The 25,137-nt window shown below is 45.7% G+C and carries 38 protein-coding genes; 6 read left to right on the top strand and 32 right to left on the bottom strand.

Features of this window, described 5'->3' with window-relative positions; genetic code table 11:
* Positions 1-867: a uroporphyrinogen-III C-methyltransferase gene (gene cobA, locus RJD38_RS08055; protein ID WP_367971448.1), complete on the bottom strand. Its 867-nt coding sequence runs from the start codon at positions 865-867 to the stop codon at positions 1-3.
* 261 nt (positions 868-1,128) lie between these two features.
* On the opposite strand from cobA, the gene cpdB reads away from it, so the two are divergent.
* From cpdB to RJD38_RS08035, 4 genes are all read left to right on the top strand, one after another.
* The gene (cpdB, locus tag RJD38_RS08050) at positions 1,129-3,090 is read left to right on the top strand and encodes a 2',3'-cyclic-nucleotide 2'-phosphodiesterase (RefSeq protein ID WP_367971192.1); all 1,962 of its coding nucleotides are present in this window, start codon (positions 1,129-1,131) and stop codon (positions 3,088-3,090) included.
* Positions 3,091-3,199: 109 nt separating this feature from the next.
* Entirely contained in the window at positions 3,200-3,763 is a 564-nt protein-coding gene (locus RJD38_RS08045; RefSeq protein ID WP_367971191.1) for a Crp/Fnr family transcriptional regulator, read from the top strand.
* Between the two features lie 133 nt (positions 3,764-3,896).
* Complete coding sequence (locus tag RJD38_RS08040; protein ID WP_367971190.1) at positions 3,897-4,367, top strand: GNAT family N-acetyltransferase; 471 nt, start codon at positions 3,897-3,899, stop codon at positions 4,365-4,367.
* Entirely contained in the window at positions 4,367-5,227 is an 861-nt protein-coding gene (locus RJD38_RS08035; RefSeq protein WP_367971189.1) for a DMT family transporter, read from the top strand. The genes RJD38_RS08040 and RJD38_RS08035 overlap by 1 nt, the downstream gene beginning before the upstream one ends.
* 26 nt (positions 5,228-5,253) lie before the next feature.
* Here RJD38_RS08035 and RJD38_RS08030 read toward each other — a convergent pair whose 3' ends face one another.
* Positions 5,254-5,814, bottom strand: coding sequence for a LysM-like peptidoglycan-binding domain-containing protein (locus RJD38_RS08030; RefSeq protein WP_367971188.1), 561 nt, complete (start codon positions 5,812-5,814; stop codon positions 5,254-5,256).
* A gap of 231 nt (positions 5,815-6,045) precedes the next feature.
* Here RJD38_RS08030 and RJD38_RS08025 point away from each other — a divergent pair, with 231 nt between their 5' ends.
* Entirely contained in the window at positions 6,046-6,666 is a 621-nt protein-coding gene (locus tag RJD38_RS08025; RefSeq protein WP_005597087.1) for an FKBP-type peptidyl-prolyl cis-trans isomerase, read from the top strand.
* A 93-nt stretch (positions 6,667-6,759) separates the two neighbouring features.
* A complete protein-coding gene (locus tag RJD38_RS08020; RefSeq protein WP_367971187.1) occupies positions 6,760-7,245 on the top strand; it encodes a DUF2780 domain-containing protein in 486 nt (161 codons plus the stop codon).
* A 99-nt stretch (positions 7,246-7,344) separates the two neighbouring features.
* Here the strand turns inward: RJD38_RS08020 and rplQ are convergent, their stop codons facing one another.
* The 30 genes from rplQ to rnr all read right to left on the bottom strand — a co-directional run bounded on the left by rplQ (position 7,345) and on the right by rnr (position 24,827).
* Positions 7,345-7,725 carry a 50S ribosomal protein L17 gene (gene rplQ / locus RJD38_RS08015; protein ID WP_005383141.1) on the bottom strand — a complete coding sequence of 127 codons (381 nt, stop codon included), beginning with the start codon at positions 7,723-7,725 and terminating at the stop codon, positions 7,345-7,347.
* A gap of 26 nt (positions 7,726-7,751) precedes the next feature.
* On the bottom strand, positions 7,752-8,744 hold the full coding sequence (locus tag RJD38_RS08010; RefSeq protein WP_005597091.1) for a DNA-directed RNA polymerase subunit alpha: 993 nt from the start codon (positions 8,742-8,744) through the stop codon (positions 7,752-7,754).
* Positions 8,745-8,768: 24 nt separating this feature from the next.
* Positions 8,769-9,389 (bottom strand): 30S ribosomal protein S4, encoded by a 621-nt coding sequence (rpsD, locus tag RJD38_RS08005; RefSeq protein WP_005597093.1) that lies wholly within the window; start codon positions 9,387-9,389, stop codon positions 8,769-8,771.
* A gap of 27 nt (positions 9,390-9,416) precedes the next feature.
* The gene (rpsK, locus tag RJD38_RS08000) at positions 9,417-9,806 is read right to left on the bottom strand and encodes a 30S ribosomal protein S11 (RefSeq protein WP_005597095.1); all 390 of its coding nucleotides are present in this window, start codon (positions 9,804-9,806) and stop codon (positions 9,417-9,419) included.
* 18 nt (positions 9,807-9,824) lie between these two features.
* Complete coding sequence (gene rpsM, locus RJD38_RS07995) at positions 9,825-10,181, bottom strand: 30S ribosomal protein S13 (protein WP_005597097.1); 357 nt, start codon at positions 10,179-10,181, stop codon at positions 9,825-9,827.
* A 148-nt stretch (positions 10,182-10,329) separates the two neighbouring features.
* Complete coding sequence (gene rpmJ / locus RJD38_RS07990; RefSeq protein WP_000868186.1) at positions 10,330-10,443, bottom strand: 50S ribosomal protein L36; 114 nt, start codon at positions 10,441-10,443, stop codon at positions 10,330-10,332.
* Between the two features lie 39 nt (positions 10,444-10,482).
* Complete coding sequence (gene secY / locus RJD38_RS07985; RefSeq protein WP_005597099.1) at positions 10,483-11,817, bottom strand: preprotein translocase subunit SecY; 1,335 nt, start codon at positions 11,815-11,817, stop codon at positions 10,483-10,485.
* Between the two features lie 20 nt (positions 11,818-11,837).
* On the bottom strand, positions 11,838-12,272 hold the full coding sequence (gene rplO / locus RJD38_RS07980; RefSeq protein WP_005597101.1) for a 50S ribosomal protein L15: 435 nt from the start codon (positions 12,270-12,272) through the stop codon (positions 11,838-11,840).
* Positions 12,273-12,278: 6 nt separating this feature from the next.
* Entirely contained in the window at positions 12,279-12,455 is a 177-nt protein-coding gene (gene rpmD / locus RJD38_RS07975) for a 50S ribosomal protein L30 (protein ID WP_000201159.1), read from the bottom strand.
* Between the two features lie 7 nt (positions 12,456-12,462).
* Entirely contained in the window at positions 12,463-12,966 is a 504-nt protein-coding gene (gene rpsE / locus RJD38_RS07970; RefSeq protein ID WP_005597103.1) for a 30S ribosomal protein S5, read from the bottom strand.
* 14 nt (positions 12,967-12,980) lie between these two features.
* On the bottom strand, positions 12,981-13,334 hold the full coding sequence (rplR, locus tag RJD38_RS07965; RefSeq protein ID WP_005597104.1) for a 50S ribosomal protein L18: 354 nt from the start codon (positions 13,332-13,334) through the stop codon (positions 12,981-12,983).
* Between the two features lie 9 nt (positions 13,335-13,343).
* On the bottom strand, positions 13,344-13,877 hold the full coding sequence (gene rplF / locus RJD38_RS07960) for a 50S ribosomal protein L6 (RefSeq protein ID WP_367971185.1): 534 nt from the start codon (positions 13,875-13,877) through the stop codon (positions 13,344-13,346).
* Between the two features lie 10 nt (positions 13,878-13,887).
* The gene (gene rpsH, locus RJD38_RS07955; protein ID WP_005597108.1) at positions 13,888-14,280 is read right to left on the bottom strand and encodes a 30S ribosomal protein S8; all 393 of its coding nucleotides are present in this window, start codon (positions 14,278-14,280) and stop codon (positions 13,888-13,890) included.
* Positions 14,281-14,309: 29 nt separating this feature from the next.
* Positions 14,310-14,615 carry a 30S ribosomal protein S14 gene (gene rpsN, locus RJD38_RS07950; protein WP_005597110.1) on the bottom strand — a complete coding sequence of 102 codons (306 nt, stop codon included), beginning with the start codon at positions 14,613-14,615 and terminating at the stop codon, positions 14,310-14,312.
* A gap of 17 nt (positions 14,616-14,632) precedes the next feature.
* Positions 14,633-15,172 (bottom strand): 50S ribosomal protein L5, encoded by a 540-nt coding sequence (rplE, locus tag RJD38_RS07945; protein WP_005597112.1) that lies wholly within the window; start codon positions 15,170-15,172, stop codon positions 14,633-14,635.
* A 14-nt stretch (positions 15,173-15,186) separates the two neighbouring features.
* Positions 15,187-15,501, bottom strand: a complete 315-nt coding sequence (gene rplX, locus RJD38_RS07940) for a 50S ribosomal protein L24 (protein ID WP_005597114.1) — start codon at positions 15,499-15,501, stop codon at positions 15,187-15,189.
* A gap of 11 nt (positions 15,502-15,512) precedes the next feature.
* Entirely contained in the window at positions 15,513-15,884 is a 372-nt protein-coding gene (rplN, locus tag RJD38_RS07935; RefSeq protein ID WP_004745883.1) for a 50S ribosomal protein L14, read from the bottom strand.
* Between the two features lie 165 nt (positions 15,885-16,049).
* On the bottom strand, positions 16,050-16,304 hold the full coding sequence (rpsQ, locus tag RJD38_RS07930) for a 30S ribosomal protein S17 (protein WP_005597117.1): 255 nt from the start codon (positions 16,302-16,304) through the stop codon (positions 16,050-16,052).
* Positions 16,304-16,495: a 50S ribosomal protein L29 gene (rpmC, locus tag RJD38_RS07925; protein ID WP_005597119.1), complete on the bottom strand. Its 192-nt coding sequence runs from the start codon at positions 16,493-16,495 to the stop codon at positions 16,304-16,306. The genes rpsQ and rpmC overlap by 1 nt, the downstream gene beginning before the upstream one ends.
* Complete coding sequence (gene rplP, locus RJD38_RS07920; protein ID WP_367971184.1) at positions 16,495-16,905, bottom strand: 50S ribosomal protein L16; 411 nt, start codon at positions 16,903-16,905, stop codon at positions 16,495-16,497. Before rplP ends, rpmC begins: the two co-directional genes overlap by 1 nt.
* A gap of 11 nt (positions 16,906-16,916) precedes the next feature.
* Positions 16,917-17,615: a 30S ribosomal protein S3 gene (gene rpsC / locus RJD38_RS07915; protein WP_367971183.1), complete on the bottom strand. Its 699-nt coding sequence runs from the start codon at positions 17,613-17,615 to the stop codon at positions 16,917-16,919.
* Between the two features lie 19 nt (positions 17,616-17,634).
* On the bottom strand, positions 17,635-17,967 hold the full coding sequence (gene rplV, locus RJD38_RS07910) for a 50S ribosomal protein L22 (protein ID WP_005597124.1): 333 nt from the start codon (positions 17,965-17,967) through the stop codon (positions 17,635-17,637).
* Between the two features lie 10 nt (positions 17,968-17,977).
* A complete protein-coding gene (gene rpsS / locus RJD38_RS07905) occupies positions 17,978-18,256 on the bottom strand; it encodes a 30S ribosomal protein S19 (protein ID WP_005597126.1) in 279 nt (92 codons plus the stop codon).
* A gap of 19 nt (positions 18,257-18,275) precedes the next feature.
* Positions 18,276-19,100, bottom strand: coding sequence for a 50S ribosomal protein L2 (gene rplB / locus RJD38_RS07900; protein WP_005597128.1), 825 nt, complete (start codon positions 19,098-19,100; stop codon positions 18,276-18,278).
* 16 nt (positions 19,101-19,116) lie between these two features.
* Positions 19,117-19,419: a 50S ribosomal protein L23 gene (rplW, locus tag RJD38_RS07895; RefSeq protein WP_005597130.1), complete on the bottom strand. Its 303-nt coding sequence runs from the start codon at positions 19,417-19,419 to the stop codon at positions 19,117-19,119.
* Positions 19,416-20,018 carry a 50S ribosomal protein L4 gene (rplD, locus tag RJD38_RS07890; protein WP_005597132.1) on the bottom strand — a complete coding sequence of 201 codons (603 nt, stop codon included), beginning with the start codon at positions 20,016-20,018 and terminating at the stop codon, positions 19,416-19,418. The genes rplW and rplD overlap by 4 nt, the downstream gene beginning before the upstream one ends.
* A gap of 17 nt (positions 20,019-20,035) precedes the next feature.
* A complete protein-coding gene (rplC, locus tag RJD38_RS07885) occupies positions 20,036-20,665 on the bottom strand; it encodes a 50S ribosomal protein L3 (protein ID WP_005597133.1) in 630 nt (209 codons plus the stop codon).
* A gap of 14 nt (positions 20,666-20,679) precedes the next feature.
* Complete coding sequence (gene rpsJ, locus RJD38_RS07880) at positions 20,680-20,991, bottom strand: 30S ribosomal protein S10 (protein WP_001181007.1); 312 nt, start codon at positions 20,989-20,991, stop codon at positions 20,680-20,682.
* Positions 20,992-21,599: 608 nt separating this feature from the next.
* The gene (gene rlmB, locus RJD38_RS07875; RefSeq protein WP_005597135.1) at positions 21,600-22,337 is read right to left on the bottom strand and encodes a 23S rRNA (guanosine(2251)-2'-O)-methyltransferase RlmB; all 738 of its coding nucleotides are present in this window, start codon (positions 22,335-22,337) and stop codon (positions 21,600-21,602) included.
* A 24-nt stretch (positions 22,338-22,361) separates the two neighbouring features.
* Positions 22,362-24,827 (bottom strand): ribonuclease R, encoded by a 2,466-nt coding sequence (gene rnr / locus RJD38_RS07870; RefSeq protein ID WP_367971182.1) that lies wholly within the window; start codon positions 24,825-24,827, stop codon positions 22,362-22,364.
* Between the last annotated feature and the right edge of the window lie 310 nt (positions 24,828-25,137).

The raw sequence follows: 25,137 nt of genomic DNA, 5'->3' as shown, positions 1-25,137 counted from the left end.
TTATGCGTATTGACGTTGCTGGAGTGATTGATCTTCTTGATTAAACCACTGTAATTTTTCTGATAGTGCGACCACTTCTCCCACCACGATTAAGGATGGGGATTGAGCGTCTTGCGCTAATTCGGCAAGCTGTGACAGCTGACCTTTAAAGATTTTTTGGCACGATTGAGTACCGCGTTCGATGATCGCAATTGGCGTACTAGATTGGCGCCCATGACGAATTAATTGCTCTTGGATGTAATCGGATTTCATCAATCCCATATAAATCACAAGCGTCTGATTACCACGCGCTAATGTTGACCAATCCATTTCATCGCTTTCTGCTTTCAAATGACCGGTAATGAACATGGCAGATTGCGCGTGATCACGGTGAGTAAGAGGGATACCCGCATAGGCGGTTGCGCCAGCGGCAGCGGTAATTCCAAGTATAACTTGAAAACGGATACCCGCATCGGCAAGCACTTCGAGCTCTTCAGCGCCACGACCAAAGACAAACGGATCGCCGCCTTTAATACGTACAACGCGATGACCTTGCTTGGCAAAATCCACTAACAATTGATTGGTTTTTTCTTGCGGGACACTGTGATGGCCAGCTCGCTTACCAACACAGACTAAAATAGTGTCGTCTGGGATCAGTGCTAAAATGTCATCAGAGACAAGGTAGTCGTAGAGCACCACATCCGCTTGTTGAATAAAATTCAATGCCTTGACCGTCAATAGCTCAGCATCACCAGGGCCTGCGCCAACCAGTGCGACTTCTCCGTGGCGTAACTGACTTACCGCGCTCAAGACTGGGCGAAGAGGTGTTTCTTGTTTTGCTCTTAAGTGGTTCAGGGGGAACTGAGACACTGTTTCCTTGCTCGCCATATTGCCATCCTTCCATGTGAATAACTGCATTATGGACTTCTAGGCATATTACCTGAAATTCTAAAATTTCATTTTTTATATCAATAACTGATAAGAGAAAAAATGGAACGGTGAAATAAACACCAAAAAATCTGAGAATGTAACGACAGAACCGCATTAAACAGGCGCTCGATGTCACATTTTGAAATGCATCTGGAATCTAGTTACATGACATTTTGTTACATTAGCCGCAGTGAAAATAACGCTATCGGAGCGAAAAAAATGAAAGTAGCAGTGAAACCTTTAACCCTAGCAGTGCTTGGTGGCATGTTGACCATGGCAGGCCCTGCAATGGCAGATACGATCAAACTTCGTATCATTGAAACAACTGATATTCACACTAACGTGATGGATTACGATTACTACAAAGACTCAGCATCTGAGAAAATCGGTCTTACACGTACTGCTACTTTAGTTAAACAAGCTCGCGCTGAAGTTGAAAACAGCGTACTGGTTGATAATGGTGACTTGATCCAAGGTAGCCCAATGGGCGACTACATGGCTGATAAAGGCATTGATGCGGGTGAAGTTCACCCTGTGTACAAGGCAATGAACCAACTAAACTACGATGTGGGCAACATTGGTAACCACGAGTTTAACTACGGTCTAGAGTTTCTAGCAGAAACCATCAATGACGCAAACTTCCCATACGTGAGTGCTAACGTATTTGATAAGAAAACCGGCAAACACTACTTCAAACCTTACATCATCAAAACACACACATTTAAAGATGTTGATGGCGCAGAGCATCAAATCAAAGTGGGGTACATTGGTTTCGTGCCACCTCAAATCATGATTTGGGATAAGAAAAACTTAGAAGGCCAAGTCTTCGCTAAAGACATCAAAGAATCAGCAGAAGAGCTGATCCCACAAATGAAAGCAGAAGGTGCTGACGTTATCGTGGCGATCCCGCACTCAGGTGTCGCTTCTGACCCACACAAATCAGGCGCAGAAAACTCAACCTATTACCTAGCTGACGTAGAAGGCATTGATGCGATTGCGTTTGGTCACTCACACGCGGTATTCCCAGGTAAAGGTTTTGATAACATCCCTGGCGTTGATAACGAAAATGGCACGATCAATGGCGTAGCATCTGTGATGCCGGGCCGTTGGGGTAGCCATGTTGGTGTGATTGATCTGCAATTGGCACAAAAAGATGGCAAGTGGCAAGTCGTTGAAGGCAAAGCGGAAGCTCGCCCTATTTACGATGGCATCAACAAGAAGTCGTTAGCTAAAGCCGACGAAGGCATGGTTAAAGCACTACAAGCTGACCACAAAGGTACACGTGAATTTGTTAACCAGCCAATCGGTAAAGCAAATGACGTAATGTACAGCTTCCTGTCTCTTGTTCAAGACGACCCAACGGTACAAATCGTTAACCTTGCACAACAAGATTACGTTGAACGCTTTATTCAAGGTGACCCAGATCTAGCCGATATTCCAGTGCTTTCTGCAGCTGCACCCTTTAAAGCGGGCGGCCGTAAAGATGACCCATCAGGCTTTACCGAAGTTGAATCTGGTCAGCTAACGTTCCGTAACGCAGCGGATCTTTACCTATACCCAAATACACTGGTTGCATTGAAGATGACCGGTAAAGATGTACAAGAGTGGTTAGAGTGTTCTGCGGGTCAATTTAACCAAATCGACATCAATACAACAGCACCACAATCTCTGATTAACTGGGATGGCTTCCGTACATACAACTTTGATGTGATGGACGGCGTTAACTACCAAGTGGATATTACTCAACCAGCAAAATACGACGGTGACTGTAAACTGGTTAACGCAGACGCTAAACGTATCGTCGGTTTGACGTTCCAAGGTAAACCAATCAACCCAGACCAAGAGTTCATCGTGGCAACCAACAACTACCGTGCATACAGCAACAAATTTGCCGGTACGGGGAGCGACCACATTGCGTTTGATTCACCAGATGAAAACCGCTCAGTGGTTGCCGCTTATATCTCTCGCGTAAGCAAAGAGAAAGGTGAAGTAACGCCAAGTGCTGATAACAACTGGACATTTGCACCAATCACGGCGGATAAGAAACTTGATATTCGTTTTGAAACCTCGCCAAGCGAAAAAGCAACTCAGTTTATTAAAGACAAAGGTCAATACCCAATGAAGCAAGTCGCAACCGATGATGTTGGCTTCGCGATTTACCAAATTGATCTACAAAAATAATCACTTGTTACCTACCTTGTTGTAGGACAAGCAGTTAAACTCAAGCCGCTATCATTATATAGCGGCTTTTTTATGGCTATTTTGCCCGTATGAGGGAAGGAAGCACTTTATGGATTCACGCTTTACAGACCACCTTCGCCAGCATGGCTTCTCAGATGATGAAATTGTACAACTGGTCGAACTCGCAAGCCCATTAGAGTTGCCAACACGCCATATATTGGTAGAACAAGGGGCACAAGCCAATGCTTTTTATTTTGTTGTAGAAGGACTTTGCCACGCCAGTTATCTCACTGAACAAGGAAAAGAGTTCAGTAAAGAGTTTTATTGGGAGCAAGACTGGGTCATTGGTTTTGAAAGCCTAATCAAACAACAAGGCTCACCTTTTTTGATTGAAACTCTTACACCGTGTTTGATCCTTTGTTTACCTATCAAGACATTACAACAGTGGCGTTTGGCTCATCATCCTATCTATTTGAAATTGGTCGAAGCGCAATTGATGCATAAAGAGAATAAAGAGCGTTTTATGTTGCTGTATAGCCCTGAAGAACGCTATCAACTGTTCTGTCACCATTTCCCACAGCTTGAGCAGCGTCTGACTGACTATCAGATTGCCGCCTACCTTGGTATTTCTTCGGTTAGCCTGAGTCGAATAAAACACCGCATTCAGGATTAGCCATACACCCACGCTATTTTACTCACCGCCATATCGAGATATATGCAAAATTGGCGCAGAACTTAACAAATGTTAATGTTGAAAAGCGCCTCGCTTGCTATGGTAAGCAAAGATTAATTATTCGAAGATTTCTATGATCACTTGGAAAGCAATACCCTTTGCAAAACTTACTAACCATGAGTTGTATCAATTACTTAAGTTACGCGTAGATGTGTTTGTTGTTGAACAAACCTGCCCATATCCTGAACTGGACGACAAAGATACCCTCGATGGCGTGATGCATTTACTTGGTTACCAGCAAAATCAGTTAGTGGCATGTGCGCGCTTGCTCCCCCAGGGCACAACCTATCCGAGTATCAGTATCGGTCGTGTCGCCACTAAACAAAGTGCCCGAGGCGCAGGCTTAGGTCATCAGTTATTACAACAAGCGATTACACAATGCCTGCAACTTTGGCCAAATCAAGCAATCGAAATAGGAGCTCAACAACACCTTACTGCCTTTTATCAGCAACATGGCTTTGTGCAAACATCAACAATGTACCTAGAAGATGGTATTCCGCATGTTGATATGAAGAGAAGTGTCACAAGCGAAATGGCGCAATAATGAATTGGTCGATCACGACGATCGCCATAACGTTATTAGTCGTTGGTAATTTGGCCGCCTCTTTATCGGATGTGGCGGTCAAAATGCTCGAAGGTGGGATTTCAACTTTTCAGTATGTCTTTCTGCGTCAGTTATTTTCAGTGCTCATCGTATTGCCGCTGTGGCTAAAACAAAGCAAGCGACAACGGGCATTGACAGCGCCAACTATCATTACTATTCGCGCATTGCTGATCATCATCGGCAGTGGTTGTATGATGATAGCGATTACTCACTTATCCTTAGCCACCGCTAACGCAATCTTTTACGCAGCGCCGCTATTAATGCTACCTCTCTCCGTATTGTTATTGAAAGAAATACCACCATGGGGAAAAGCGCTATCAACCATGATTGGCTTTATCGGTGTACTGATTGTCTTACGGCCTTCACAATTTCACTGGGCGGGCTATTTTGCTCTCGGCACTGCAATTACCTTAGCGCTGTTTAATCTACTCGCAAGAAAACTTCCGGCACAACAAACCGTGATTACGGCTCTATTTTGGACTTCACTCATTTCCTTGCCAATAACCGCTTTGTTGGCGTATTTAACTTGGCAGCCAATAGGATGGCAGCAACTGCTGCTGGTCGCTTGCAGTGCTAGCTTAATTTTGCTCTACAATGGCTTGGCGGTAAAAGCCTATAAGGCCGCCCCCGCCGGACAAATCGCCTTGGCGGAGTATTCTGGCTTGGTATTTGTTGTGTTGCTTGGCGTGTGGGGCTTTAATGAAATTCCAGATAGCATGACAGCGCTAGGGATATTGCTGATCATTATTCCGCTCTTGCCGTTGAAGGAGTTGATTCAACGACGAAAGAGAGATTTATAACGAGGCCATCATTGGCGAGTAAGTAATTACTTACTGCGGCCAAAACCACCATCGGATACACGGAAAAACATCACCGATTGGGCGGACTTTTCCAATTGCAGAATATCCAGAGAGCCATCTTGTGCGAGTTTAAAACGAACTAATTGACCGGCTTTGATTCGGCTCAGTGGCTTATCGCTACCTTCGACTTTGACCAAGGCATTGAGATCCGACATCGGCAAACCATTGGAACGGAAAACTTGTGCCAAAGTGTCGCCATTTTTCACCGTATACTCTTTCCACTCATTACTGAGCGTTTCCGGCGATTGCACTTCACCTTGCTCACTGAGACTTTGAGTATTGATATCAATCGCGACTCGTTGACTGGCCTCTGGTTGTGGTTCATCTGCCGACTGCGGGAAAGGTACCACCAATAGAATCAACACCAAAGGGGTTAACACCATTAAGCCGCGCTGATGCAGCTTAGGCAGACGTGCCCACTGGCTAAGAGTGTCATCTTTGATCTTTGCCCAATCAAATTCAGCAAATTTGTCTTTCATCAACTGAACATAATCGACTTGCTGTGGTTTTTTCTTACGGCGATTCATTGAACCTGTCTCCAAACAACTGAGTACCAAGTATAAAAACCTACTCTTCTTGAGTATAGGGAATTTCGCCTCTGAAAGTAATGCTGCTGTCAAAACTGACCGTTTGTGGCAAAAATTAAGACCTAGCTCTCACTATAATCGCTCTGCAACAAAGTGTCAGGGCTGGCGTTTCCTCAAGGCACTAATGCTGGTATCCTTTGGTACTTTATATAGCGATGAAAGAGAGACATCATGTCTGAAGTTAAATTTGAAACTGTAGAGCAAAAAGCAAGCTACGGTATTGGTCTACAAATGGGCCAGCAACTAGCGGGTTCTGGTATTGAAGGTCTTAATGTTGATGCAATCGCTGCCGGCATTGCAACTGCACTAACTGGTGACATGCCAGCGATCGAAATCGACGAAATCAACAACGCACTGCAAGAGCTTCACACTCGTGCTGAATCAGCTCGTCAAGAAGCAGCAAAAGCGGCAGCGGCTGACGGTGAAGTATTCCTAACTGACAACGCTCTTCGTCCAGAAGTGACTGTGCTTGAATCTGGTCTTCAGTACGAAATCATCACTGAAGGTACTGGCGAGATCCCAACGTCTGACAAGCAAGTTCGCGTACACTACCACGGTGAGCTAACTGACGGCACTGTATTCGACAGCTCTGTATCTCGCGGTCAACCTGCTGAGTTCCCAGTAACTGGCGTAATCAAAGGCTGGGTTGAAGCACTTCAACTAATGCCTGTAGGCTCTAAGTGGAAACTATACATCCCACAAGACCTTGCATACGGTGAGCGTGGCGCTGGCGCTGCAATTCCTCCGTTCGCAGCACTTGTGTTCGAAGTAGAACTACTAGACATCCTATAATTGAGTTAAAACTTAGTTATCGAAAAAGCGACGCACAGCGTCGCTTTTTTTTAACTAAAATATAGGGACGAACAACGTAAAAGGAATATAACAATGAAAAAATATGCCGCCGGTTTCGCAGTGCTACTCTTCGCCACTACCGTAAATGCCAGCTCTTTCTTGGACTCAGTGACCAGCAAAGATACAACCGACTTAATCAGCAGTGTCTCGGAAAAATATGATGTAGCCGGTCATTCACTACCAATGACTGAGTTACTAACGCAAAAGCTTGATGTGTCTCCTCAAGAAGCGCTAAAAGGGACCAACGCGTTGTTTTCACTCGCTGAAAATCAATTATCTTCAGGCGACCTTTCTGAGCTGGAATCGCTGATCCCTTGGTCATCGAACATTCCTGACGCACAGAACCTGCTAGGCAAAGTTGAAAACATGGATGCAGTGAAAAGCGTATTCGAAAAAGCAGGTCTTGATCCATCGATGATCAATCAGTTTGTACCTGTCATTTTAGGATATCTAGGGGATAGTGGTGCAAGTGAAGGCCTATTAGGCTCACTGGGTGATCTTTGGAAAAGCGCTGACTAAACAGCCAAGAAGTGAAATAGACAAGAATGTCTAAATCCTAAATTCCAGACAATAAAAAAGCCGAGCTAATGCTCGGCTTTTTTGGTCTTTCGAACCTGATTACTCAGCAGCTTCTTCAGCAGCTGGGCGATCTACAAGCTCAATGTAAGCCATTGGAGCTTTATCACCAGCACGGAAGCCAGCTTTTAGGATACGAGTGTAACCGCCCTGACGAGCAGCAAAACGTGGACCTAGTTCGTTAAACAGTTTTGCAACAACTTCGTTATCACGAGTGCGTGCAAATGCAAGACGACGGTTAGCAACACTGTCAGTCTTAGCTAGTGTAATCAAAGGCTCAACTACGCGACGTAGCTCTTTTGCTTTAGGCAATGTAGTCTTGATAACTTCATGACGTACTAAAGAGCTAGCCATATTGCTGAACATCGCTTTACGATGTGAGCTGTTGCGGTTGAGTTGACGACCACTCTTACGATGGCGCATGACCTAATCCTTCTAACTAGTATCGATTAATCTTCAGCGATAGACGCTGGTGGCCAGTTTTCTAGGCGCATGCCCAGAGACAGACCACGTGATGCAAGTACGTCTTTAATCTCAGTAAGAGATTTTTTACCAAGGTTTGGCGTTTTAAGTAGCTCAACCTCAGTACGCTGTACAAGATCACCGATGTAGTGAATCGCTTCTGCTTTCAAACAGTTAGCAGAGCGAACTGTTAGTTCAAGATCGTCTACAGGACGCAGTAGGATAGGATCAAATTCAGGCTTCTCTTCCTTCTCCTCAGGTACACGTACATCACGAAGATCTACGAACGCATCCAGTTGTTCAGCTAGGATAGTAGCTGCACGACGGATTGCTTCCTCAGGGTCTAGAGTACCGTTCGTTTCCATATCGATAACAAGCTTGTCTAAGTCTGTACGTTGCTCTACACGAGCCGCGTCAACAGAGTAAGCAATCTTGTCTACTGGACTGTATGTTGCGTCAACCAGTAGGCGACCAATAGGACGCTCATCTTCTTCGGTATGGATACGAGCAGAAGCAGGAACATAACCACGACCACGTTCAACTTTGATACGCATAGCGATCTCAGCGTTGTCATCCGTTAGGTGACAAATAACGTGTTCAGGGTTAGTGATCTCTACATCACCATCATGGGTGATGTCACCTGCAACCACAGGGCCCGAGCCTGATTTATTCAGCGTAATAAACACTTCATCTTTGCCTTCGGCAACGCGTACAGCCAAACCTTTAAGGTTCAGTAGGATTTCAAGAATATCTTCTTGAACGCCTTCTTTAGTGCTGTATTCGTGTAGAACGCCTTCAATCTCAACTTCAGTAACCGCACAACCCGGCATAGAAGATAGAAGAATTCGGCGAAGTGCATTACCAAGAGTATGGCCGAAACCACGCTCTAACGGCTCAAGAGTTACTTTTGCGTGTGTCGTGCTGATTTGTTCGATGTCAACAAGACGTGGCTTAAGAAATTCTGTTACAGAACCCTGCATTGTGTCCTCTCTTTAGTTTAAACCTTACTTAGAGTAAAGCTCGACGATCAATTGTTCGTTGATGTCAGCTGACAGATCAGAACGTTCAGGCATACGCTTGAATGTACCTTCCATCTTGCCGCCATCTACTTCAATCCAAGTTGGTTTTTCGCGTTGTTCAGCAACTTCTAGAGATGCTTTAATACGAGATTGCTGTTTAGCTTTCTCGCGAATTGCAACAACGTCGTTAGCCGCTACTTTGAAAGAAGGAACGTTTACAACTTTACCGTTAACTACGATAGCTTTGTGGCTAACTAGCTGACGTGCTTCAGCGCGAGTAGCACCAAAACCCATACGGTAAACTACGTTATCAAGACGACCTTCAAGAAGTTGAAGCAGGTTTTCACCTGTGTTGCCTTTAAGGCGCGCAGCTTCTTTGTAGTAGTTACGGAATTGTTTTTCTAGAACGCCGTACATACGACGAACTTTTTGCTTCTCACGAAGCTGAACGCCATACTCAGATAGACGACCGCGACGAGCGCCGTGTACACCTGGTGCGTTATCAATTTTACACTTGGTATCGATCGCACGAACACCAGACTTAAGGAATAAGTCTGTGCCTTCACGACGGCTAAGCTTAAGCTTAGGACCCAAATATCTTGCCATGATTCTTCTCCAATTGTCCTAGAAACGTTATACGCGACGTTTCTTAGGTGGACGACAACCGTTATGAGGGATTGGTGTAGCATCAACGATGTTCGTGATGCGGTAACCAGCAGCGTTCAGTGCACGAACAGTAGATTCGCGACCTGGACCTGGACCCTTAACCATAACTTCCAAGTTCTTTAGACCGTATTCTTTAGCCATTTCAGCACAACGCTCAGCAGCAACCTGTGCAGCGAACGGAGTAGACTTACGAGAACCACGGAAACCTGAACCACCTGCAGTAGCCCAAGCTAGTGCGTTACCTTGACGGTCAGTAATGGTTACGATTGTGTTGTTGAAAGAAGCATGGATGTGCGCAACACCGTCTGCAACTTGTTTGCGAACGCGTTTACGCGCGCGAGTTGGTTGTTTAGCCATTGTACTCTACCTTCCCGACTATTTCTTGATCGGCTTACGCGGACCCTTGCGGGTGCGAGCGTTGGTTTTAGTACGCTGTCCACGTAGTGGTAGACTGCGACGATGACGAAGACCACGGTAACAGCCAAGGTCCATAAGACGCTTGATGTTCATAGATACTTCACGACGTAGATCACCTTCTACAGTGTATTTAGCTACACCATCACGCAGTTGATCGATCTGTTCATCAGATAGTTCACTGATCTTAACATCTTCAGCAATACCCACTTCAGCTAGGATAGCTTTTGAGCGAGTCTTACCGATGCCGTAGATTGACGTTAGTGCAATCACAGCATGTTTTTGATCAGGAATGTTAATGCCTGCTATACGGGCCATTATTCACTCCATAGTGTTTCATAAAAGAATTAGCCGCAGCAAAGCCCGTCTCGGATACGCTGCGGAGTACTACTTCTTTTGCACGCAAAAGGTAGGCCGAGGAATATACTCGACACTACCTTACATTTCAAGTAAAAATTTCTGCTGATTAGCCTTGGCGCTGTTTATGCTTTGGCTCACTGCAAATCACGCGAACGACACCGTTACGCTTGATTACTTTACAGTTACGGCAGATTTTTTTAACGGAAGCACGAACTTTCATTGCTAAACTCCGTAAATGAAATCTGAGGTTACCGCCGTATTAACGGCCATAGCCTTTCAGATTCGCTTTTTTCAACACAGAATCATACTGTTGGGACATCATATGAGTCTGTACCTGTGCCATGAAATCCATGATTACAACCACTACGATTAGTAGTGATGTACCGCCGAAGTAGAAACGTACGTTCCACGCGACCATCATGAACTCTGGGATCAGACAGATAAAGGTAATATACAGTGCACCCGCTAGGGTTAAACGTGTCATCACTTTATCAATGTATTTCGCTGTCTGCTCGCCTGGGCGGATACCGGGTACGAATGCACCAGACTTCTTCAAGTTATCTGCTGTTTCACGCGGGTTGAAAACCAACGCCGTGTAGAAGAAGCAGAAGAAGATAATCGCTGCTGCATAAAGCATTACATACAGAGGTTGACCTGGGCTAAGAGCCAAAGACACGTCAGTTAACCAACCGAACGCGCTGCTCTCACCATTTTGACCAAACCACTGCGCCAATGTTCCTGGGAACAGGATAATGCTTGATGCGAAGATTGCTGGAATAACACCTGCCATATTAATTTTAAGTGGCAAGTGAGTGCTTTGCGCAGCAAATACTTTACGACCTTGTTGACGCTTCGCGTAGTTTACAACGATACGACGTTGACCACGCTCCATGAAAACAACAAAGTAAATTACCGCAAAAGCAAGTACCGCAATCAACAGCAGAAGAAGTACATGCAGTTCACCTTGACGCGCTTGCTCGATTGTTTGACCGATTGCCGAAGGCAATCCAGCAACAATACCTGCAAAGATCAGTACCGAAATACCGTTACCAATTCCGCGCTCTGTAATTTGTTCACCTAACCACATTAAGAACATGGTACCGGTTACTAAACTTACGGTAGCAATTAGCGTAAACATGGTTTGGTTGATAACAACCAGATTATCGACCATGTTTGGTAGGCCAGTTGCAATACCAATAGCTTGGAATGTTGCAAGTACAAGCGTGCCGTAGCGTGTATATTGGCTTATCTTACGACGGCCTGCTTCACCCTCTTTCTTGAGTTCAGCTAACGCTGGATGAACTACGGTTAGCAGTTGGACAACAATTGAAGCCGAAATATACGGCATGATGCCCAACGCTAATATAGACGCACGCTCAAGAGCACCACCGGAGAACATGTTAAACATTTCTACGATGGTACCTTTTTGCTGTTCGAACAAATCGGCAAGTACAGCAGCGTCAATACCAGGGATTGGTACGAATGAACCGGCGCGGAATACTAAAAGAGCACCTAATACAAACAAAAGGCGCGATTTAAGCTCCGCCAATCCATTTTTCGCACTACTAAAATCTTGTCCTGGTTTTTTAGCCATCTGTACCTTTCCTTCGAAGATTATTCTTCGATTTTACCGCCTGCAGCTTCGATTGCAGCTTTAGCGCCTTTAGTCACGCGTAGACCTTTAACAGTCATCGCTTTGTTAACTTCACCAGAAAGAACGATCTTAACGAACTCGATGTTCTTAGTGATTAGGTTAGCAGCTTTAAGGCTGTTTAGATCTACCACGTCACCTTCAACCTTCGCTAGCTCAGCTAGACGAATTTCAGCAGACACTAGGCTCTTACGAGAAGTGAAACCGAATTTAGGTAGACGTTGTTTCAGAGGCATTTGACCGCCTTCAAAACCTGGACGAACTTTACCGCCAGAACGCGACTTTTGGCCTTTATGACCACGGCCAGCAGTTTTGCCTAGGCCTGAACCGATACCGCGACCTACACGCTTAGGAGCATGTTTAGAGCCAGCAGCCGGTGATAGAGTATTCAAACGCATTTGTGATTACTCCTCAACTTTAACCATGTAGTAAACCTTGTTGATCATGCCGCGCACGCACGGAGTATCTTCAAGTTCTACTGTGTGGTTGATTTTACGAAGGCCTAGACCGCGCAAAGTAGCTTTGTGCTTTGGCAGACGACCAATTGAGCTTTTAGTTTGAGTTACTTTAATAGTTGCCATCGTGTTCTTACTCCGAAATAGATTCAACAGTTAGACCACGTTTAGCAGCAACCATTTCTGGTGACTTAACGCTACCTAGTGCATCGATCGTAGCACGAACGATGTTGATAGGGTTCGTAGAACCGTATGCTTTAGATAGTACGTTGTGTACACCAGCAACTTCAAGTACTGCACGCATTGCGCCGCCGGCGATAACACCAGTACCTTCAGCAGCAGGCTGCATGTAAACTTTAGAGCCCGAATGGCGACCTTTCACTGGGTGGTGAAGAGTACCTTCGTTAAGCGCGATCGTAGTCATGTTACGACGTGCTTTTTCCATTGCTTTTTGAATCGCTGCAGGTACTTCACGTGCTTTGCCGTAACCGAAACCTACGCGACCGTTACCGTCACCAACTACTGTTAGTGCAGTAAAGCTCATGATTCGACCGCCTTTAACCGTTTTAGAAACGCGGTTAACTGCGATTAGCTTTTCTTGCAAATCATTCGCTTGAACTTGTTGTTCTTTAGCCATCTTCCAACCCTACCTTAGAATTTCAGACCAGCTTCGCGAGCAGAATCTGCTAGCGCCGCTACTCGACCGTGGTATTGGAAACCAGAACGATCGAATGCAACTGAAGTCACGCCTTTTTCAAGAGCGCGCTCAGCAACAGCTTTACCAACTGCTTTAGCTGCATCGATGTTACCAGTGTATTTCACTTGCTCACGGATCGCTTTTTCTACAGTAGAAGCAGCTGCGATAACCTCAGAGCCGTTTGCCGCGATAACTTGAGCGTAAACATGGCGAGGAGTACGGTGTACTACCAGGCGAGTTGCACCAAGTTCTGCAATCTTACGACGTGCACGTGTAGCACGACGGATGCGAGATGCTTTCTTATCCATAGTGTTACCTTACTTCTTCTTAGCTTCTTTGGTACGCACATTTTCATCTGCGTAACGAACACCTTTACCTTTGTAAGGTTCAGGAGCACGGTAAGAACGAATATCAGCCGCAACTTGACCTACTACTTGCTTATCGCAACCAGTAATAACGATTTCAGTTTGGCTTGGACATTCAGCTGTAATACCCGCTGGCAGTTCATGCTCAACAGGGTGAGAGAAGCCTAGTGTTAGACCTACAGCGTTGCCTTTGATAGCAGCACGGTAACCTACACCTTTAAGCGTTAGCTTCTTCACAAAGCCTTCAGTCACACCGATTACCATGTTGTTAACTAGTGCACGAGCAGTACCTGCTTGTGCCCATGCGTTTACAACACCTTCACGTGGACCGAAAGTAAGGTTGTTTTCTTCCTGAGCGATAACAACTGCGTTGTTAAGAACGCGAGTTAGTTCGCCTTTAGCACCTTTTACAGTAACTTCTTGGCCGTTTAGTTTCACCTCTACGCCAGCTGGAATAGCGACAGGTGCTTTAGCAACACGAGACATAGTCTACTCCTTAGGCAACGTAACAGATGATTTCACCACCAAGACCTGCTTTACGCGCAGCACGGTCTGACATAAGACCCTTGGAAGTTGAAACGATAGCAACACCTAGACCACCCATTACAGAAGGAAGAGAATCTTTCTTCTTGTAAACGCGTAGGCCTGGACGAGAAACACGCTTAAGTTGCTCGATAACTGGTTTAGCTTGGAAGTACTTAAGAGTAACTTCTAGCTCAGGTTTAGCTTCGCTGTTAACAGCGAAGTCTACGATGTAACCTTCAGCTTTAAGTAATGCAGCAATAGCAACTTTAAGCTTTGAAGAAGGCATTTTTACAGCAACTTTGTTTGCTGCCTGACCGTTGCGAACGCGGGTCAGCATATCCGAAATCGGATCTTGCATGCTCATAAGATTTACTCCAAATGATTAAGTGGCAATTACCAGCTAGCCTTACGAAGTCCAGGAATCTCGCCTTTCATGCAAGCTTCGCGAACTTTAATACGGCTTAGACCGAACTTACGCAGGTAACCGTGTGGGCGACCAGTTTGGTTGCAACGGTTGCGCTGACGTGATGCACTTGAATCACGTGGAAGTGATTGCAGTTTAAGAACTGCTTCCCAACGAGCTTCTTCAGATGCGTTTACATCGCTAATGATAACTTTTAGCGCAGCACGCTTTTCAGCGAACTTAGCTACTAGTTTTGCACGTTTAGCTTCACGTGCTTTCATCGAATTTTTAGCCATAACAGTAACCCTTCACCTTACTTACGGAATGGGAAGTTAAAGGCAGCCAGCAGAGCTCGGCCTTCCGCATCTGTGCCAGCTGACGTCGTGATAGTAATATCAAGACCGCGTACACGATCAACTTTATCAAAGTCGATTTCCGGGAAGATGATTTGCTCGCGAACGCCCATGCTGTAGTTACCGCGTCCGTCAAAAGACTTAGCGCTAACACCACGGAAGTCACGTACACGTGGTAGAGCGATGTTAATCAAACGCTCAAGAAAATCCCACATACGTTCGCCACGCAAGGTTACTTTACAACCGATTGGGTAGCCTTCACGGATTTTGAAACCTGCAACAGATTTACGCGCTTTAGTGATAAGTGGCTTTTGACCAGAGATCGTTGCCATATCAGCTGCTGCGTTTTCTAGCAGTTTCTTATCGTTGATTGCTTCACCCACACCCATGTTTAGGGTGATCTTTTCGATTCTAGGGACTTGCATGACGCTTGTGTAGCTGAACTCTTTGGTCAGTTCAGCGACTACAGACGACTTGTAGTAATCATGCAGTTTCGCCATAGTAGAACTCCAAATTACTTAATTGTTTCACCGTTAGACTTGAAGAAACGCACTTTTTTGCCTTCTTCAAAACGGAAACCTACTCGGTCCGCGTTACCAGTTGCTGCGTTAAAGATTGCAACGTTAGAAGCATCAATAGCTGCTTCTTGCTCAACAATACCACCTTGGATATTTAGAGCAGGAACAGGTTTTTGGTGTTTCTTAACTAGGTTGATACCTTCAACAACAACTTTACCAGTTGCTAGAACCTTAGTTACTTTACCTTTCTTGCCTTTGTCTTTACCAGCAAGAACGATTACTTCGTCATTACGACGGATTTTAGCTGCCATTATAGCGCTCCTTACAGAACTTCTGGAGCAAGTGAAACGATCTTCATGAATTTATCGCCACGAAGTTCGCGTGTCACAGGGCCAAAGATACGTGTACCGATTGGTTGCTCTGTATTGTCGTTAAGCAATACGCAAGCATTACGGTCGAAGCGAATGACAGAACCGTCTGGGCGACGAACGCCTTTACGGGTGCGCACTACTACCGCCTTCAGAACATCACCTTTTTTAACTTTACCGCGAGGAATTGCTTCTTTCACTGTAACCTTGATGACGTCACCGATATGTGCATAACGGCGGTGAGAACCACCCAGGACCTTAATACACATTACCTTGCGCGCACCAGAGTTATCTGCAGCGTCAAGTGTACTTTGCATTTGGATCATTGTTAGTGCTCCGCTAAATATTAATAACTAGACCCATCACGGGTCGGGCTGCCTCTTTAAAAGGGACGCGAATTGTACCACCCTTTTTTGTGATTGGGTAGTCAAAAAATAAACGGCCCCAAAATATTTTTTGGAGCCGTTTCGTTTCATAGAATTAGCTAGGGATTAACCTTTCGCTTTTTCTAGAACGCTTACCAAAGTCCAAGACTTAGTCTTAGACAGTGGACGACACTCAGCGATTTCAACTTTGTCGCCTAGGCCACATTCGTTGTTCTCGTCGTGTGCGTGTACTTTAGTCGTGCGGCGAACGAATTTACCGTAAATCGGGTGTTTTACGAAACGTTCGATTGCAACAACGATAGACTTGTCCATCTTGTCGCTAACAACACGGCCTTGTTGAGTACGTTTTACTTCGCTCATTATGCGCCTGCCTTTTCAGTCAAAACAGTTTTCACACGTGCGATATCACGGCGTACAGCTTTTAGAGTATGAGTTTGCTGTAGTTGACCAGTTGCAGCTTGCATGCGCAAGTTGAACTGTTCACGTAGCAAAGTCAAAAGCTCAGCATTAAGCTCTTCAACGTTTTTTTCGCGTAGATCTTGTGCTTTCATCACATCACCTGCTTAGTTACAAATGTCGTCTTGAATGGCAGTTTACGTGCCGCTAGGCGGAACGCTTCACGTGCCAATTCTTCAGGAACGCCACCCATTTCGTACATTACCTTTCCAGGTTGGATTTGGGCTACCCAGTACTCAACGTTACCTTTACCTTTACCCTGACGAACTTCAAGTGGTTTTTCTGTGATTGGTTTGTCTGGGAACACACGGATCCAGATTTTACCTTGACGCTTAACGTGACGTGTCATAGCACGACGTGCCGCTTCAATTTGACGAGCAGTTAGACGACCACGGCCAACAGCTTTAAGACCGAATTCGCCGAAGCTTACATCAGTACCTTTAGCTAGACCACGGTTACGACCAGTCATAACCTTACGGAACTTAGTACGTTTTGGTTGTAGCATCTGTCGACTCCTTACTTACGGCCTTTACGCTGCTTCTTAGGCTTATCGCCTTTAGGCTCTACTGCGTTAGCAGCTGGCATACCGCCTAGAATCTCACCTTTGAAGATCCAAACTTTAATGCCGATCACACCGTATTGGGTGTGAGCCGAAGAAGTTGCGTAATCAATATCAGCACGTAGAGTGTGTAGAGGCACACGGCCTTCACGGTACCACTCTGCGCGTGCAATTTCAGCGCCGCCAAGACGACCGCTTACTTGCACTTTGATGCCTTTAGCGCCAAGGCGCATTGCGTTTTGTACCGCGCGCTTCATAGCACGACGGAACATAACACGACGCTCTAGCTGAGACGCGATGCTATCACCAACAAGTTGAGCATCAAGCTCAGGCTTACGTACTTCAGCGATGTTAATTTGCGCTGGTACACCTGCGATTTTTGCTACAGCTGCACGTAGTTTCTCTACGTCTTCGCCTTTCTTACCGATAACTACGCCTGGACGAGCAGTGTGAATAGTCACACGGATGCTCTTCGCAGGACGTTCGATAACGATGCGTGATAGTGATGCTTTTGTTAGTTCCTTAGTTAGGAACTGACGTACCTTGAAGTCGCCGTCTAGGTTGTCAGCGAAATCTTTGGTGTTAGCAAACCATGTAGCATTCCAAGGCTTAACGATGCCTAGACGAATACCATTTGGATGTACTTTTTGACCCATTGCTTACTCTCCTAGTCTCTTAGCGATCTGCTACAACAATAGTGATGTGGCTTGAACGCTTCAAGATACGATCCGCACGACCTTTAGCACGAGGCATAATACGCTTCATGGTTGGGCCTTCATCTACGAAGATTTTAGCGACATTTAGATCGTCGATATCTGCACCTTCGTTGTGCTCCGCGTTCGCGATAGCTGATTCAAGAACTTTCTTGATTAGTTCAGCAGCTTTTTTGTTGCTGAACGTCAAGATTTCTAGAGCTTGATCAACTGATTTACCACGAATCTGGTCTGCCACTAAGCGAGCTTTCTGAGGAGAAATGCGAGCAAAGTTATGTTTAGCTAATGCTTCCATCATTTACTCCTTAACGCTTCTTAGCTTTCTTATCCGCAGCGTGGCCACGGTAAGTACGAGTTGGTGCGAATTCACCCAGTTTGTGACCGATCATTTCTTCAGTTACAAATACTGGTACGTGCTGACGACCATTATGGACAGCGATGGTCAAACCGATCATCGTAGGGATGATCATTGAGCGACGGGACCAAGTCTTAACAGGCTTTTTGTCTCCGCTTTCCACCGCTTTCTCTACCTTCTTCAGCAAGTGTAGGTCAATAAAAGGACCTTTCTTGAGAGAACGTGGCATGGCGATTCCTCTTTATAGATTATTTGTTACGACGACGTACGATGTACTTGTCAGTGCGTTTGTTCTTACGAGTCTTGAAGCCTTTAGTAGGCATACCCCATGGTGATACAGGGTGACGACCGCCAGATGTGCGACCTTCACCACCACCGTGTGGGTGATCAACCGGGTTCATTACTACACCACGTACGGTTGGACGTACGCCGCGCCAGCGTGAAGCACCAGCTTTACCAAGTTCACGTAGCATGTGCTCAGAGTTGCCTACTTCACCGATTGTTGCACGGCCTTCAGACAATACTTTGCGCATTTCGCCAGAACGTAGACGGATAGTTACATATGAACCGTCGCGAGCAACGATTTGAGCATATGCACCAGCCGAACGAGCTAGCTGACCACCTTTACCAGGTTTAAGTTCAACGTTATGTACAGTTGAACCTACTGGGATGTTACGCATTGGAAGAGCGTTACCAGCTTTGATTGCCGCATCTGGGCCAGACTGGATTGCATCACCTGCGTTAACACCTTTAGGTGCTAGGATGTAACGACGCTCACCGTCTGCGTACAGAACTAGAGCGATGTTAGCGCTACGGTTTGGATCGTATTCTAGACGTTCAACTTTCGCTGGGATACCGTCTTTAGTACGTTTGAAGTCAATCAAACGGTAGTGTTGCTTATGACCACCACCGATGTGACGTACTGTAATACGACCGTTGTTGTTACGACCGCCGTTCTTAGAGTTTTTCTCTAGAAGAGGTGCGTAAGGCTTACCCTTGTGTAGGTCAGCGTTAACAACTTTAACTACGTGACGACGACCAGGGGAAGTCGGCTTACATTTAACAATAGCCATTTCTCAACTACTCCTGTTATTCCGCGCCGCCAACAAAGTCAAGATCTTGACCTTCGTTCAAAGTAACGTACGCTTTCTTAACGTCGCTGCGGCGACCTTGGCGTAGACCTTGACGTTTGGTCTTACCCTTAGTGATAAGAGTATTTACAGACTTAACTTCAACTTCAAATAGCTTTTCTACAGCTGCTTTGATCTCTTTCTTAGTTGCATCTTTAGCTACTTTGAAAACGATAGTGTTCGCTTTCTCTGCAGCCATAGTTGCTTTTTCAGAGATGTGCGGAGCACGTAGAACTTTTAGGATACGTTCTTCAGTGATCATGCTAGCATCTCCTCAACTTGCTTAACTGCATCAGCAGTCATTAGAACCTTGTTGAATGCAATTAGAGATACTGGATCAATACCAGCAACATCACGTGCATCAACTTTGTATAGGTTACGAGCTGCTAAGAATAGATTCTCATCTACTTCGCCAGTTACGATTAGTACATCGTTAAGCTCAAGCTCTTTAAGCTTAGCTACTAGCTCTTTAGTTTTTGGAGCTTCTACAGAGAAGTTATCAACAACGATTAGACGCTCTTGACGAACTAGCTCAGAAAGAATGCTCTTCATAGCACCGCGGTACATTTTCTTGTTTACTTTTTGGCTGTGATCTTGAGGTTTCGCAGCAAAAGTAACACCACCCGAACGCCAGATTGGGCTACGGATTGTACCAGCACGTGCACGGCCAGTACCTTTTTGACGCCATGGCTTAGCGCCACCGCCAGAAACTTCTGAACGTGTTTTTTGAGCGCGAGTACCTTGACGAGCACCTGCTGCGTACGCAACAACTACTTGGTGTACCAGAGCTTCGTTAAACTCACGTCCGAAAGTAGTTTCAGAAACAGTCAGTGCATCAGCACCTTTAACCATAAGTTCCATTACTTACTCCTGAGACGTTATGCTTTAATAGCTGGTTTAACGATCACGTTGCCGCCAGTTGCGCCTGGGACTGCACCTTTAATAAGAAGCAGATTGCGCTCAGCGTCAACACGTACGATCTCTAGGTTTTGAGTCGTTACACGCTCAGCACCCATGTGACCTGCCATTTTCTTGCCTTTAAACACGCGACCTGGAGTTTGACATTGGCCAATTGAACCCGGTGCACGGTGAGACAATGAGTTACCGTGAGTCATATCTTGAGTACGGAAGTTCCAACGCTTAACAGCGCCTTGGAAGCCCTTACCTTTAGATGTACCAGTAACGTCTACTTTTTTAGTTTCGTTGAATAGTTCAACTGTTAGCTCAGCGCCAACTGCAAACTCTTCACCGTTTTCCAAACGGAATTCCCAAAGACCACGACCAGCTTCAACACCTGCTTTAGCAAAGTGACCAGCTTCTGGTTTAGTAACGCGGTTAGCTTTCTTAGTTCCAGCTGTAACTTGAATTGCTGCGTAACCGTCAGTCTCAAGAGATTTAACTTGAGTTACACGGTTTGCTTCAACTTCAACAACAGTTACTGGGATAGAAACGCCGTCTTCAGTAAATACGCGGGTCATGCCCACTTTACGACCGATTAGACCAATCATTATTCTAATCTCCCTTAACCTAGGCTAATTTGAACGTCAACGCCTGCAGCTAGGTCTAGACGCATCAGAGCATCAACAGTTTTGTCTGTTGGCTCAACGATGTCGATTAGACGTTTGTGAGTACGAATTTCGTACTGATCACGTGCATCTTTGTTAACGTGTGGAGAGATAAGAACTGTGAAACGCTCTTTACGAGTAGGTAGTGGGATTGGACCACGAACCTGTGCGCCTGTGCGCTTAGCTGTTTCAACGATTTCCGCTGTTGAAGCATCGATTAGCTTGTAATCGAACGCTTTAAGGCGGATACGGATACGTTGGTTCTGCATGAGACAGAGCTCCAATTAGTAAATATTACACAAACAATATCGCCACTCAAACTCGCATAAGGCGAGAGAATGCCGATTGATTTATGTGAAACCGTAGCATCCAAGATTAGGACGCATTGTCAGTTAATTTTCGATTAACCACCCCCGCTTAAAGAGTCACCTCTAAAAGCAGTTATTCCGAAGAATAGATACCTAATTGTATTAACCGCGAACATAAGCTGAGTCTACATTACCTAATAAATCGAAGATTTATCAGCTCCTCACTGCTCATTGGTTCACAACTGGCTTAACCAGTGCGAGGCATTATACAGATCACAGTTTTAACTTCAAGAGGCGAGTGAAAAATAATCTTGGGTGATTTGAGAGGCGAGAAAAGAATTGAAAAGGGAGAAACGAGATGTGAGTAAACAACAACAGATTGAGAATGGCGAGATGAGCGCGCGACCTTCATTTCTCGTCCTACTACATAAAGCAGAGTTAATAAAAAGGGATGCGCGCTTAAATTGCTACACATCCCTTCTATTTTGCTCAAACTCATGATGAGTTTACGCGGCTTAATGTTGTCTTTCGAAGTGAAACACTTGTGCAATCACTCCGACAGCTTTGTTTTATAAGCTACGCTGACGAACCGCTTCAAACAAGCAGATACCCGATGCCACTGAAACGTTAAGGCTCGATACCGTTCCCGCCATTGGGATCTTAATCAGGTCATCACACGTTTCGCGAGTTAAGCGACGCATACCATCGCCTTCTGCACCCATCACAATCGCCAGTGGACCAGTCAGTTTCGCTTGGTAGATATCATGCGTTGCTTCCCCAGCGGTACCAACAAACCACACGCCCTTCTCTTGCAGCGCACGCATGGTGCGAGCAAGGTTAGTCACGCGGATCAGCGGCACAATTTCCGCAGCGCCGCAAGCCACTTTGCTTACTGTCGCGGTCATTGGTGCTGAACGGTCTTTAGGTACAATGATCGCAGCGACACCAGCAGCATCAGCATTACGTAGACACGCGCCCAAATTGTGCGGATCCGTCACGCCATCAAGTACCAACAGAAGTGGCGCTTCATGCTGATCGATGATGTCATCAAGATCATTTTCATTCAGCTGTTTAGCTGGTTTAACACGGGCAATAACACCTTGGTGATTCGCACCTTGTGCTTTGTCATCCAGTGTTTTACGTCCCATCTGTTGAATTGAAACGCCACAGCGTTGCAGTTCATTCAAAATTGGCATTAGGCGGTCATCTTGACGCCCTTTCAGCACGTACGCTTCAATAAAACGCTCCGGCTCACGTTCCAATACTGCTTTCACAGCATGGATGCCATAAAGAAATTCGTTACTCATTTTCTAAACCTGTTGTTGAAACGACTATTCGCTCTTGGTACTGCTACTGCGCTTTCCCTTTTTGGAATTGCTGTGCGGTTTTTTCTTACGCGCTTTTTTCACCTTAGGCTTTTTCGCTTCACCTTTGGCTTCAGCTTTCACTGGTGCCTTGGTTGGCTCAATCGCAGGTTTTGCTTTGCGATCCTCTCGGCCACCGGTGGCTGCGCGTTTTTTCGCTTTGGCTTTAAGCTGAGCTTCGACCGCACGCTTTTTAGCCGTCTTACCTTCGCCGCGTAGCTTACGACTTGTTTCAACTAATGCAAAGTCAATTTGACGGTCATCAAGGTTGACTGCTTGTACTTTTACTTTAACCGCATCACCGAGACGGTAAATCGCGCCAAAGCTTTCACCGATAAGTCTTTGCCCTACTGGGTCAAAGTGGTAGTAATCATTCGCCAGAGACGAAATATGCACTAAACCATCGATATGCAATTCTGTTAGACGGACAAAGAAACCAAAACTGGTCACATTGGCAATCACACCTTCAAGCTCATCGCCGACGTGATCTTGCATGTATTCACATTTCAGCCAATCCGATACTTCACGTGTCGCATCATCCGCGCGACGCTCGGTCATCGAACATTGCTCACCGTAGAAATCCATATCATCAAATGAATAGTGGTAACCACCGGTTGGTGTCCAGCGATCTTGGTTACGCCCTTCTTCTTTGGCAATCAGGTATTTGATTGCACGGTGCAGTAGCAAGTCTGGGTAACGACGGATCGGTGAAGTAAAGTGCGCGTAGCGTTTGAGTGCTAAGCCAAAGTGACCACAGTTATCCGCACTATAGACCGCTTGCTTCATTGAGCGTAGCAGCATAGTTTGGATCAGCTCTTTATCTTGACGCTCAGCAATCTGTTTTACCAATTCCGCGTAATCGGTTGGTGATGGCTCTAAGCCGCCGCCAAGATTCAAACCAAGCTCGCCCAGGAAGTCACGGAAACCTTGCAGGCGCAGTTCACCCGGAGTTTCGTGAATACGGTACAACGCGGCTTCTTTAGCCTTCTCAACCAATGATGCTGAAGCGATGTTAGCCAGAATCATACATTCTTCGATGAGCTTATGCGCATCGTTACGAATCACCGGCTCAATACGATCGATCTTACGCTCTGCGTTGAAGATGAACTTAGTTTCAACCGTTTCAAATTCAATCGCACCACGATTATCACGAGCACTTTTCAGCACTTTGTACATCTTATGTAGCTCTTCAAGATGCGGTACTAAAGGTGCGTAACGTTGACGCAACTCCTCATCGCCATCTAATACTGCGCCCACTTTGTTGTAGGTCAGGCGAGCATGCGAGTTCATCACACCTTCATAGTGCTTATAGCTCGATAGCTTACCCGTCGCAGAAATCGTCATCTCACACACCATACACAAGCGATCAACTTGCGGGTTGAGAGAACACAGACCATTTGAAAGCACTTCTGGCAGCATAGGAACAACTTGTGAAGGGAAGTAAACCGAGTTACCACGGTTTATCGCTTCTTTATCTAATGCGGTTTCCGGACGAACGTAGTAGCTCACATCAGCAATCGCGACCCATAAGCGCCAGCCGCCGCCTTTTTTCGCTTCACAGAATACGGCGTCATCGAAGTCTCGTGCGTCTTCACCATCAATAGTCATCAATGGCAATTGGCGCAAATCAACACGGCCAGCTTTCGCCTCTTCTGGTACTTCTTCGCCCAGATGTTCAATTTGTTTATCGACCGCTTCTGGCCACTCGTGTGGGATCTGGTGGGTGCGAATCGCAATTTGCGTTTCCATGCCCGGCGCCATTTTCTCACCTAACACTTCGACCACTTGACCCATCATACCGCGTGAACGTGTACCACGATCGGTAATCTCAATCACAACCACATTCCCCATGCGCGCCGTAGACTTGTGCTCGTTAGGGATCAAGATATCTTGGCAAATACGAGAATCATCTGGCACTACGTATGAGTAGCCATACTCTAAGAAGAAGCGACCGACGATTTGCGTTTTACGTTCTTCAAGTACGCGAACCAAACGGCCTTCCTTGCGGCCACGTTTTGAGTTGTCCGTCGGTTGCACCAAAACAAAATCACCGTGAATGATGTTTTTCATTTGGTGGTGCGGCAGCACGATGTCGTTATCCTTGCCGGTACTGCCTTCTGGTCGAACCCAGCCATGACCATCTTTATGACCAATCACATAGCCTTTTACCATCTCTAGTTTTTCAGGCAATGCGTAACACTGACGGCGAGTAAAGACCAATTGACCATCACGCTCCATCGCTCGTAAGCGACGACGTAAGCCTTCATATTGCTCTTCACCTTGAAGTTTAAGTGCTTCAAACAGGTCATTGCGGTTCATCGGAACGCCGGCCTGTTTCAAGAACTCGAGAATGAACTCACGGCTTGGAATAGGATTGTCGTAATTTTGTGATTCACGATCAGCAAAGGGATCGTTTTGGATTTGGTCTGACATAAGCAAGCCCAACTTAGCAAGGAAGGTATACGGCTAGTATATCCGAGTCATGGCATAAGCTACAGCGAAGTGGTTACAAAAAGACTAAATAGATTCGAAGTTTTCATAACTTACCAGCGGCCAGAGAGCTCGCACATGGTAAATAACTCGCGACTCGGCAGCCCTTTACAGACCAATAATCACCCAGATAAAAGAGGTGCATATTTATAAAAATTCACTCCATATACAAATAATGATCTAGATCACACTTGAATGTAAACAACAAAGCAAACGATTGCAATACGCATGACTTGTTGCGATATTCTGCGCC

The organism is Vibrio scophthalmi (genome assembly GCF_040869025.1).
In the GTDB taxonomy this organism is placed as follows: Bacteria; Pseudomonadota; Gammaproteobacteria; order Enterobacterales; family Vibrionaceae; genus Vibrio; species Vibrio scophthalmi.
The sequence above is the reverse complement of the archived record's forward strand: the minus strand, read 5'-3'. Positions and strand labels throughout refer to the sequence as shown.

Coding starts and splice junctions, on each gene's coding strand:
- cobA (WP_367971448.1), bottom strand. CDS start 867: ATGGCGAGCAAGGAAACAGTGTCTCAGTTCCCCCTGAACCACTTAAGA.
- cpdB (WP_367971192.1), top strand. CDS start 1,129: ATGAAAGTAGCAGTGAAACCTTTAACCCTAGCAGTGCTTGGTGGCATG.
- RJD38_RS08045 (WP_367971191.1), top strand. CDS start 3,200: ATGGATTCACGCTTTACAGACCACCTTCGCCAGCATGGCTTCTCAGAT.
- RJD38_RS08040 (WP_367971190.1), top strand. CDS start 3,897: ATGATCACTTGGAAAGCAATACCCTTTGCAAAACTTACTAACCATGAG.
- RJD38_RS08035 (WP_367971189.1), top strand. CDS start 4,367: ATGAATTGGTCGATCACGACGATCGCCATAACGTTATTAGTCGTTGGT.
- RJD38_RS08030 (WP_367971188.1), bottom strand. CDS start 5,814: ATGAATCGCCGTAAGAAAAAACCACAGCAAGTCGATTATGTTCAGTTG.
- RJD38_RS08025 (WP_005597087.1), top strand. CDS start 6,046: ATGTCTGAAGTTAAATTTGAAACTGTAGAGCAAAAAGCAAGCTACGGT.
- RJD38_RS08020 (WP_367971187.1), top strand. CDS start 6,760: ATGAAAAAATATGCCGCCGGTTTCGCAGTGCTACTCTTCGCCACTACC.
- rplQ (WP_005383141.1), bottom strand. CDS start 7,725: ATGCGCCATCGTAAGAGTGGTCGTCAACTCAACCGCAACAGCTCACAT.
- RJD38_RS08010 (WP_005597091.1), bottom strand. CDS start 8,744: ATGCAGGGTTCTGTAACAGAATTTCTTAAGCCACGTCTTGTTGACATC.
- rpsD (WP_005597093.1), bottom strand. CDS start 9,389: ATGGCAAGATATTTGGGTCCTAAGCTTAAGCTTAGCCGTCGTGAAGGC.
- rpsK (WP_005597095.1), bottom strand. CDS start 9,806: ATGGCTAAACAACCAACTCGCGCGCGTAAACGCGTTCGCAAACAAGTT.
- rpsM (WP_005597097.1), bottom strand. CDS start 10,181: ATGGCCCGTATAGCAGGCATTAACATTCCTGATCAAAAACATGCTGTG.
- rpmJ (WP_000868186.1), bottom strand. CDS start 10,443: ATGAAAGTTCGTGCTTCCGTTAAAAAAATCTGCCGTAACTGTAAAGTA.
- secY (WP_005597099.1), bottom strand. CDS start 11,817: ATGGCTAAAAAACCAGGACAAGATTTTAGTAGTGCGAAAAATGGATTG.
- rplO (WP_005597101.1), bottom strand. CDS start 12,272: ATGCGTTTGAATACTCTATCACCGGCTGCTGGCTCTAAACATGCTCCT.
- rpmD (WP_000201159.1), bottom strand. CDS start 12,455: ATGGCAACTATTAAAGTAACTCAAACTAAAAGCTCAATTGGTCGTCTG.
- rpsE (WP_005597103.1), bottom strand. CDS start 12,966: ATGGCTAAAGAACAACAAGTTCAAGCGAATGATTTGCAAGAAAAGCTA.
- rplR (WP_005597104.1), bottom strand. CDS start 13,334: ATGGATAAGAAAGCATCTCGCATCCGTCGTGCTACACGTGCACGTCGT.
- rplF (WP_367971185.1), bottom strand. CDS start 13,877: ATGTCTCGTGTTGCTAAAGCACCTGTCGCTATTCCAGCTGGCGTAGAG.
- rpsH (WP_005597108.1), bottom strand. CDS start 14,280: ATGAGCATGCAAGATCCGATTTCGGATATGCTGACCCGCGTTCGCAAC.
- rpsN (WP_005597110.1), bottom strand. CDS start 14,615: ATGGCTAAAAATTCGATGAAAGCACGTGAAGCTAAACGTGCAAAACTA.
- rplE (WP_005597112.1), bottom strand. CDS start 15,172: ATGGCGAAACTGCATGATTACTACAAGTCGTCTGTAGTCGCTGAACTG.
- rplX (WP_005597114.1), bottom strand. CDS start 15,501: ATGGCAGCTAAAATCCGTCGTAATGACGAAGTAATCGTTCTTGCTGGT.
- rplN (WP_004745883.1), bottom strand. CDS start 15,884: ATGATCCAAATGCAAAGTACACTTGACGCTGCAGATAACTCTGGTGCG.
- rpsQ (WP_005597117.1), bottom strand. CDS start 16,304: ATGAGCGAAGTAAAACGTACTCAACAAGGCCGTGTTGTTAGCGACAAG.
- rpmC (WP_005597119.1), bottom strand. CDS start 16,495: ATGAAAGCACAAGATCTACGCGAAAAAAACGTTGAAGAGCTTAATGCT.
- rplP (WP_367971184.1), bottom strand. CDS start 16,905: ATGCTACAACCAAAACGTACTAAGTTCCGTAAGGTTATGACTGGTCGT.
- rpsC (WP_367971183.1), bottom strand. CDS start 17,615: ATGGGTCAAAAAGTACATCCAAATGGTATTCGTCTAGGCATCGTTAAG.
- rplV (WP_005597124.1), bottom strand. CDS start 17,967: ATGGAAGCATTAGCTAAACATAACTTTGCTCGCATTTCTCCTCAGAAA.
- rpsS (WP_005597126.1), bottom strand. CDS start 18,256: ATGCCACGTTCTCTCAAGAAAGGTCCTTTTATTGACCTACACTTGCTG.
- rplB (WP_005597128.1), bottom strand. CDS start 19,100: ATGGCTATTGTTAAATGTAAGCCGACTTCCCCTGGTCGTCGTCACGTA.
- rplW (WP_005597130.1), bottom strand. CDS start 19,419: ATGATCACTGAAGAACGTATCCTAAAAGTTCTACGTGCTCCGCACATC.
- rplD (WP_005597132.1), bottom strand. CDS start 20,018: ATGGAACTTATGGTTAAAGGTGCTGATGCACTGACTGTTTCTGAAACT.
- rplC (WP_005597133.1), bottom strand. CDS start 20,665: ATGATTGGTCTAATCGGTCGTAAAGTGGGCATGACCCGCGTATTTACT.
- rpsJ (WP_001181007.1), bottom strand. CDS start 20,991: ATGCAGAACCAACGTATCCGTATCCGCCTTAAAGCGTTCGATTACAAG.
- rlmB (WP_005597135.1), bottom strand. CDS start 22,337: ATGAGTAACGAATTTCTTTATGGCATCCATGCTGTGAAAGCAGTATTG.
- rnr (WP_367971182.1), bottom strand. CDS start 24,827: ATGTCAGACCAAATCCAAAACGATCCCTTTGCTGATCGTGAATCACAA.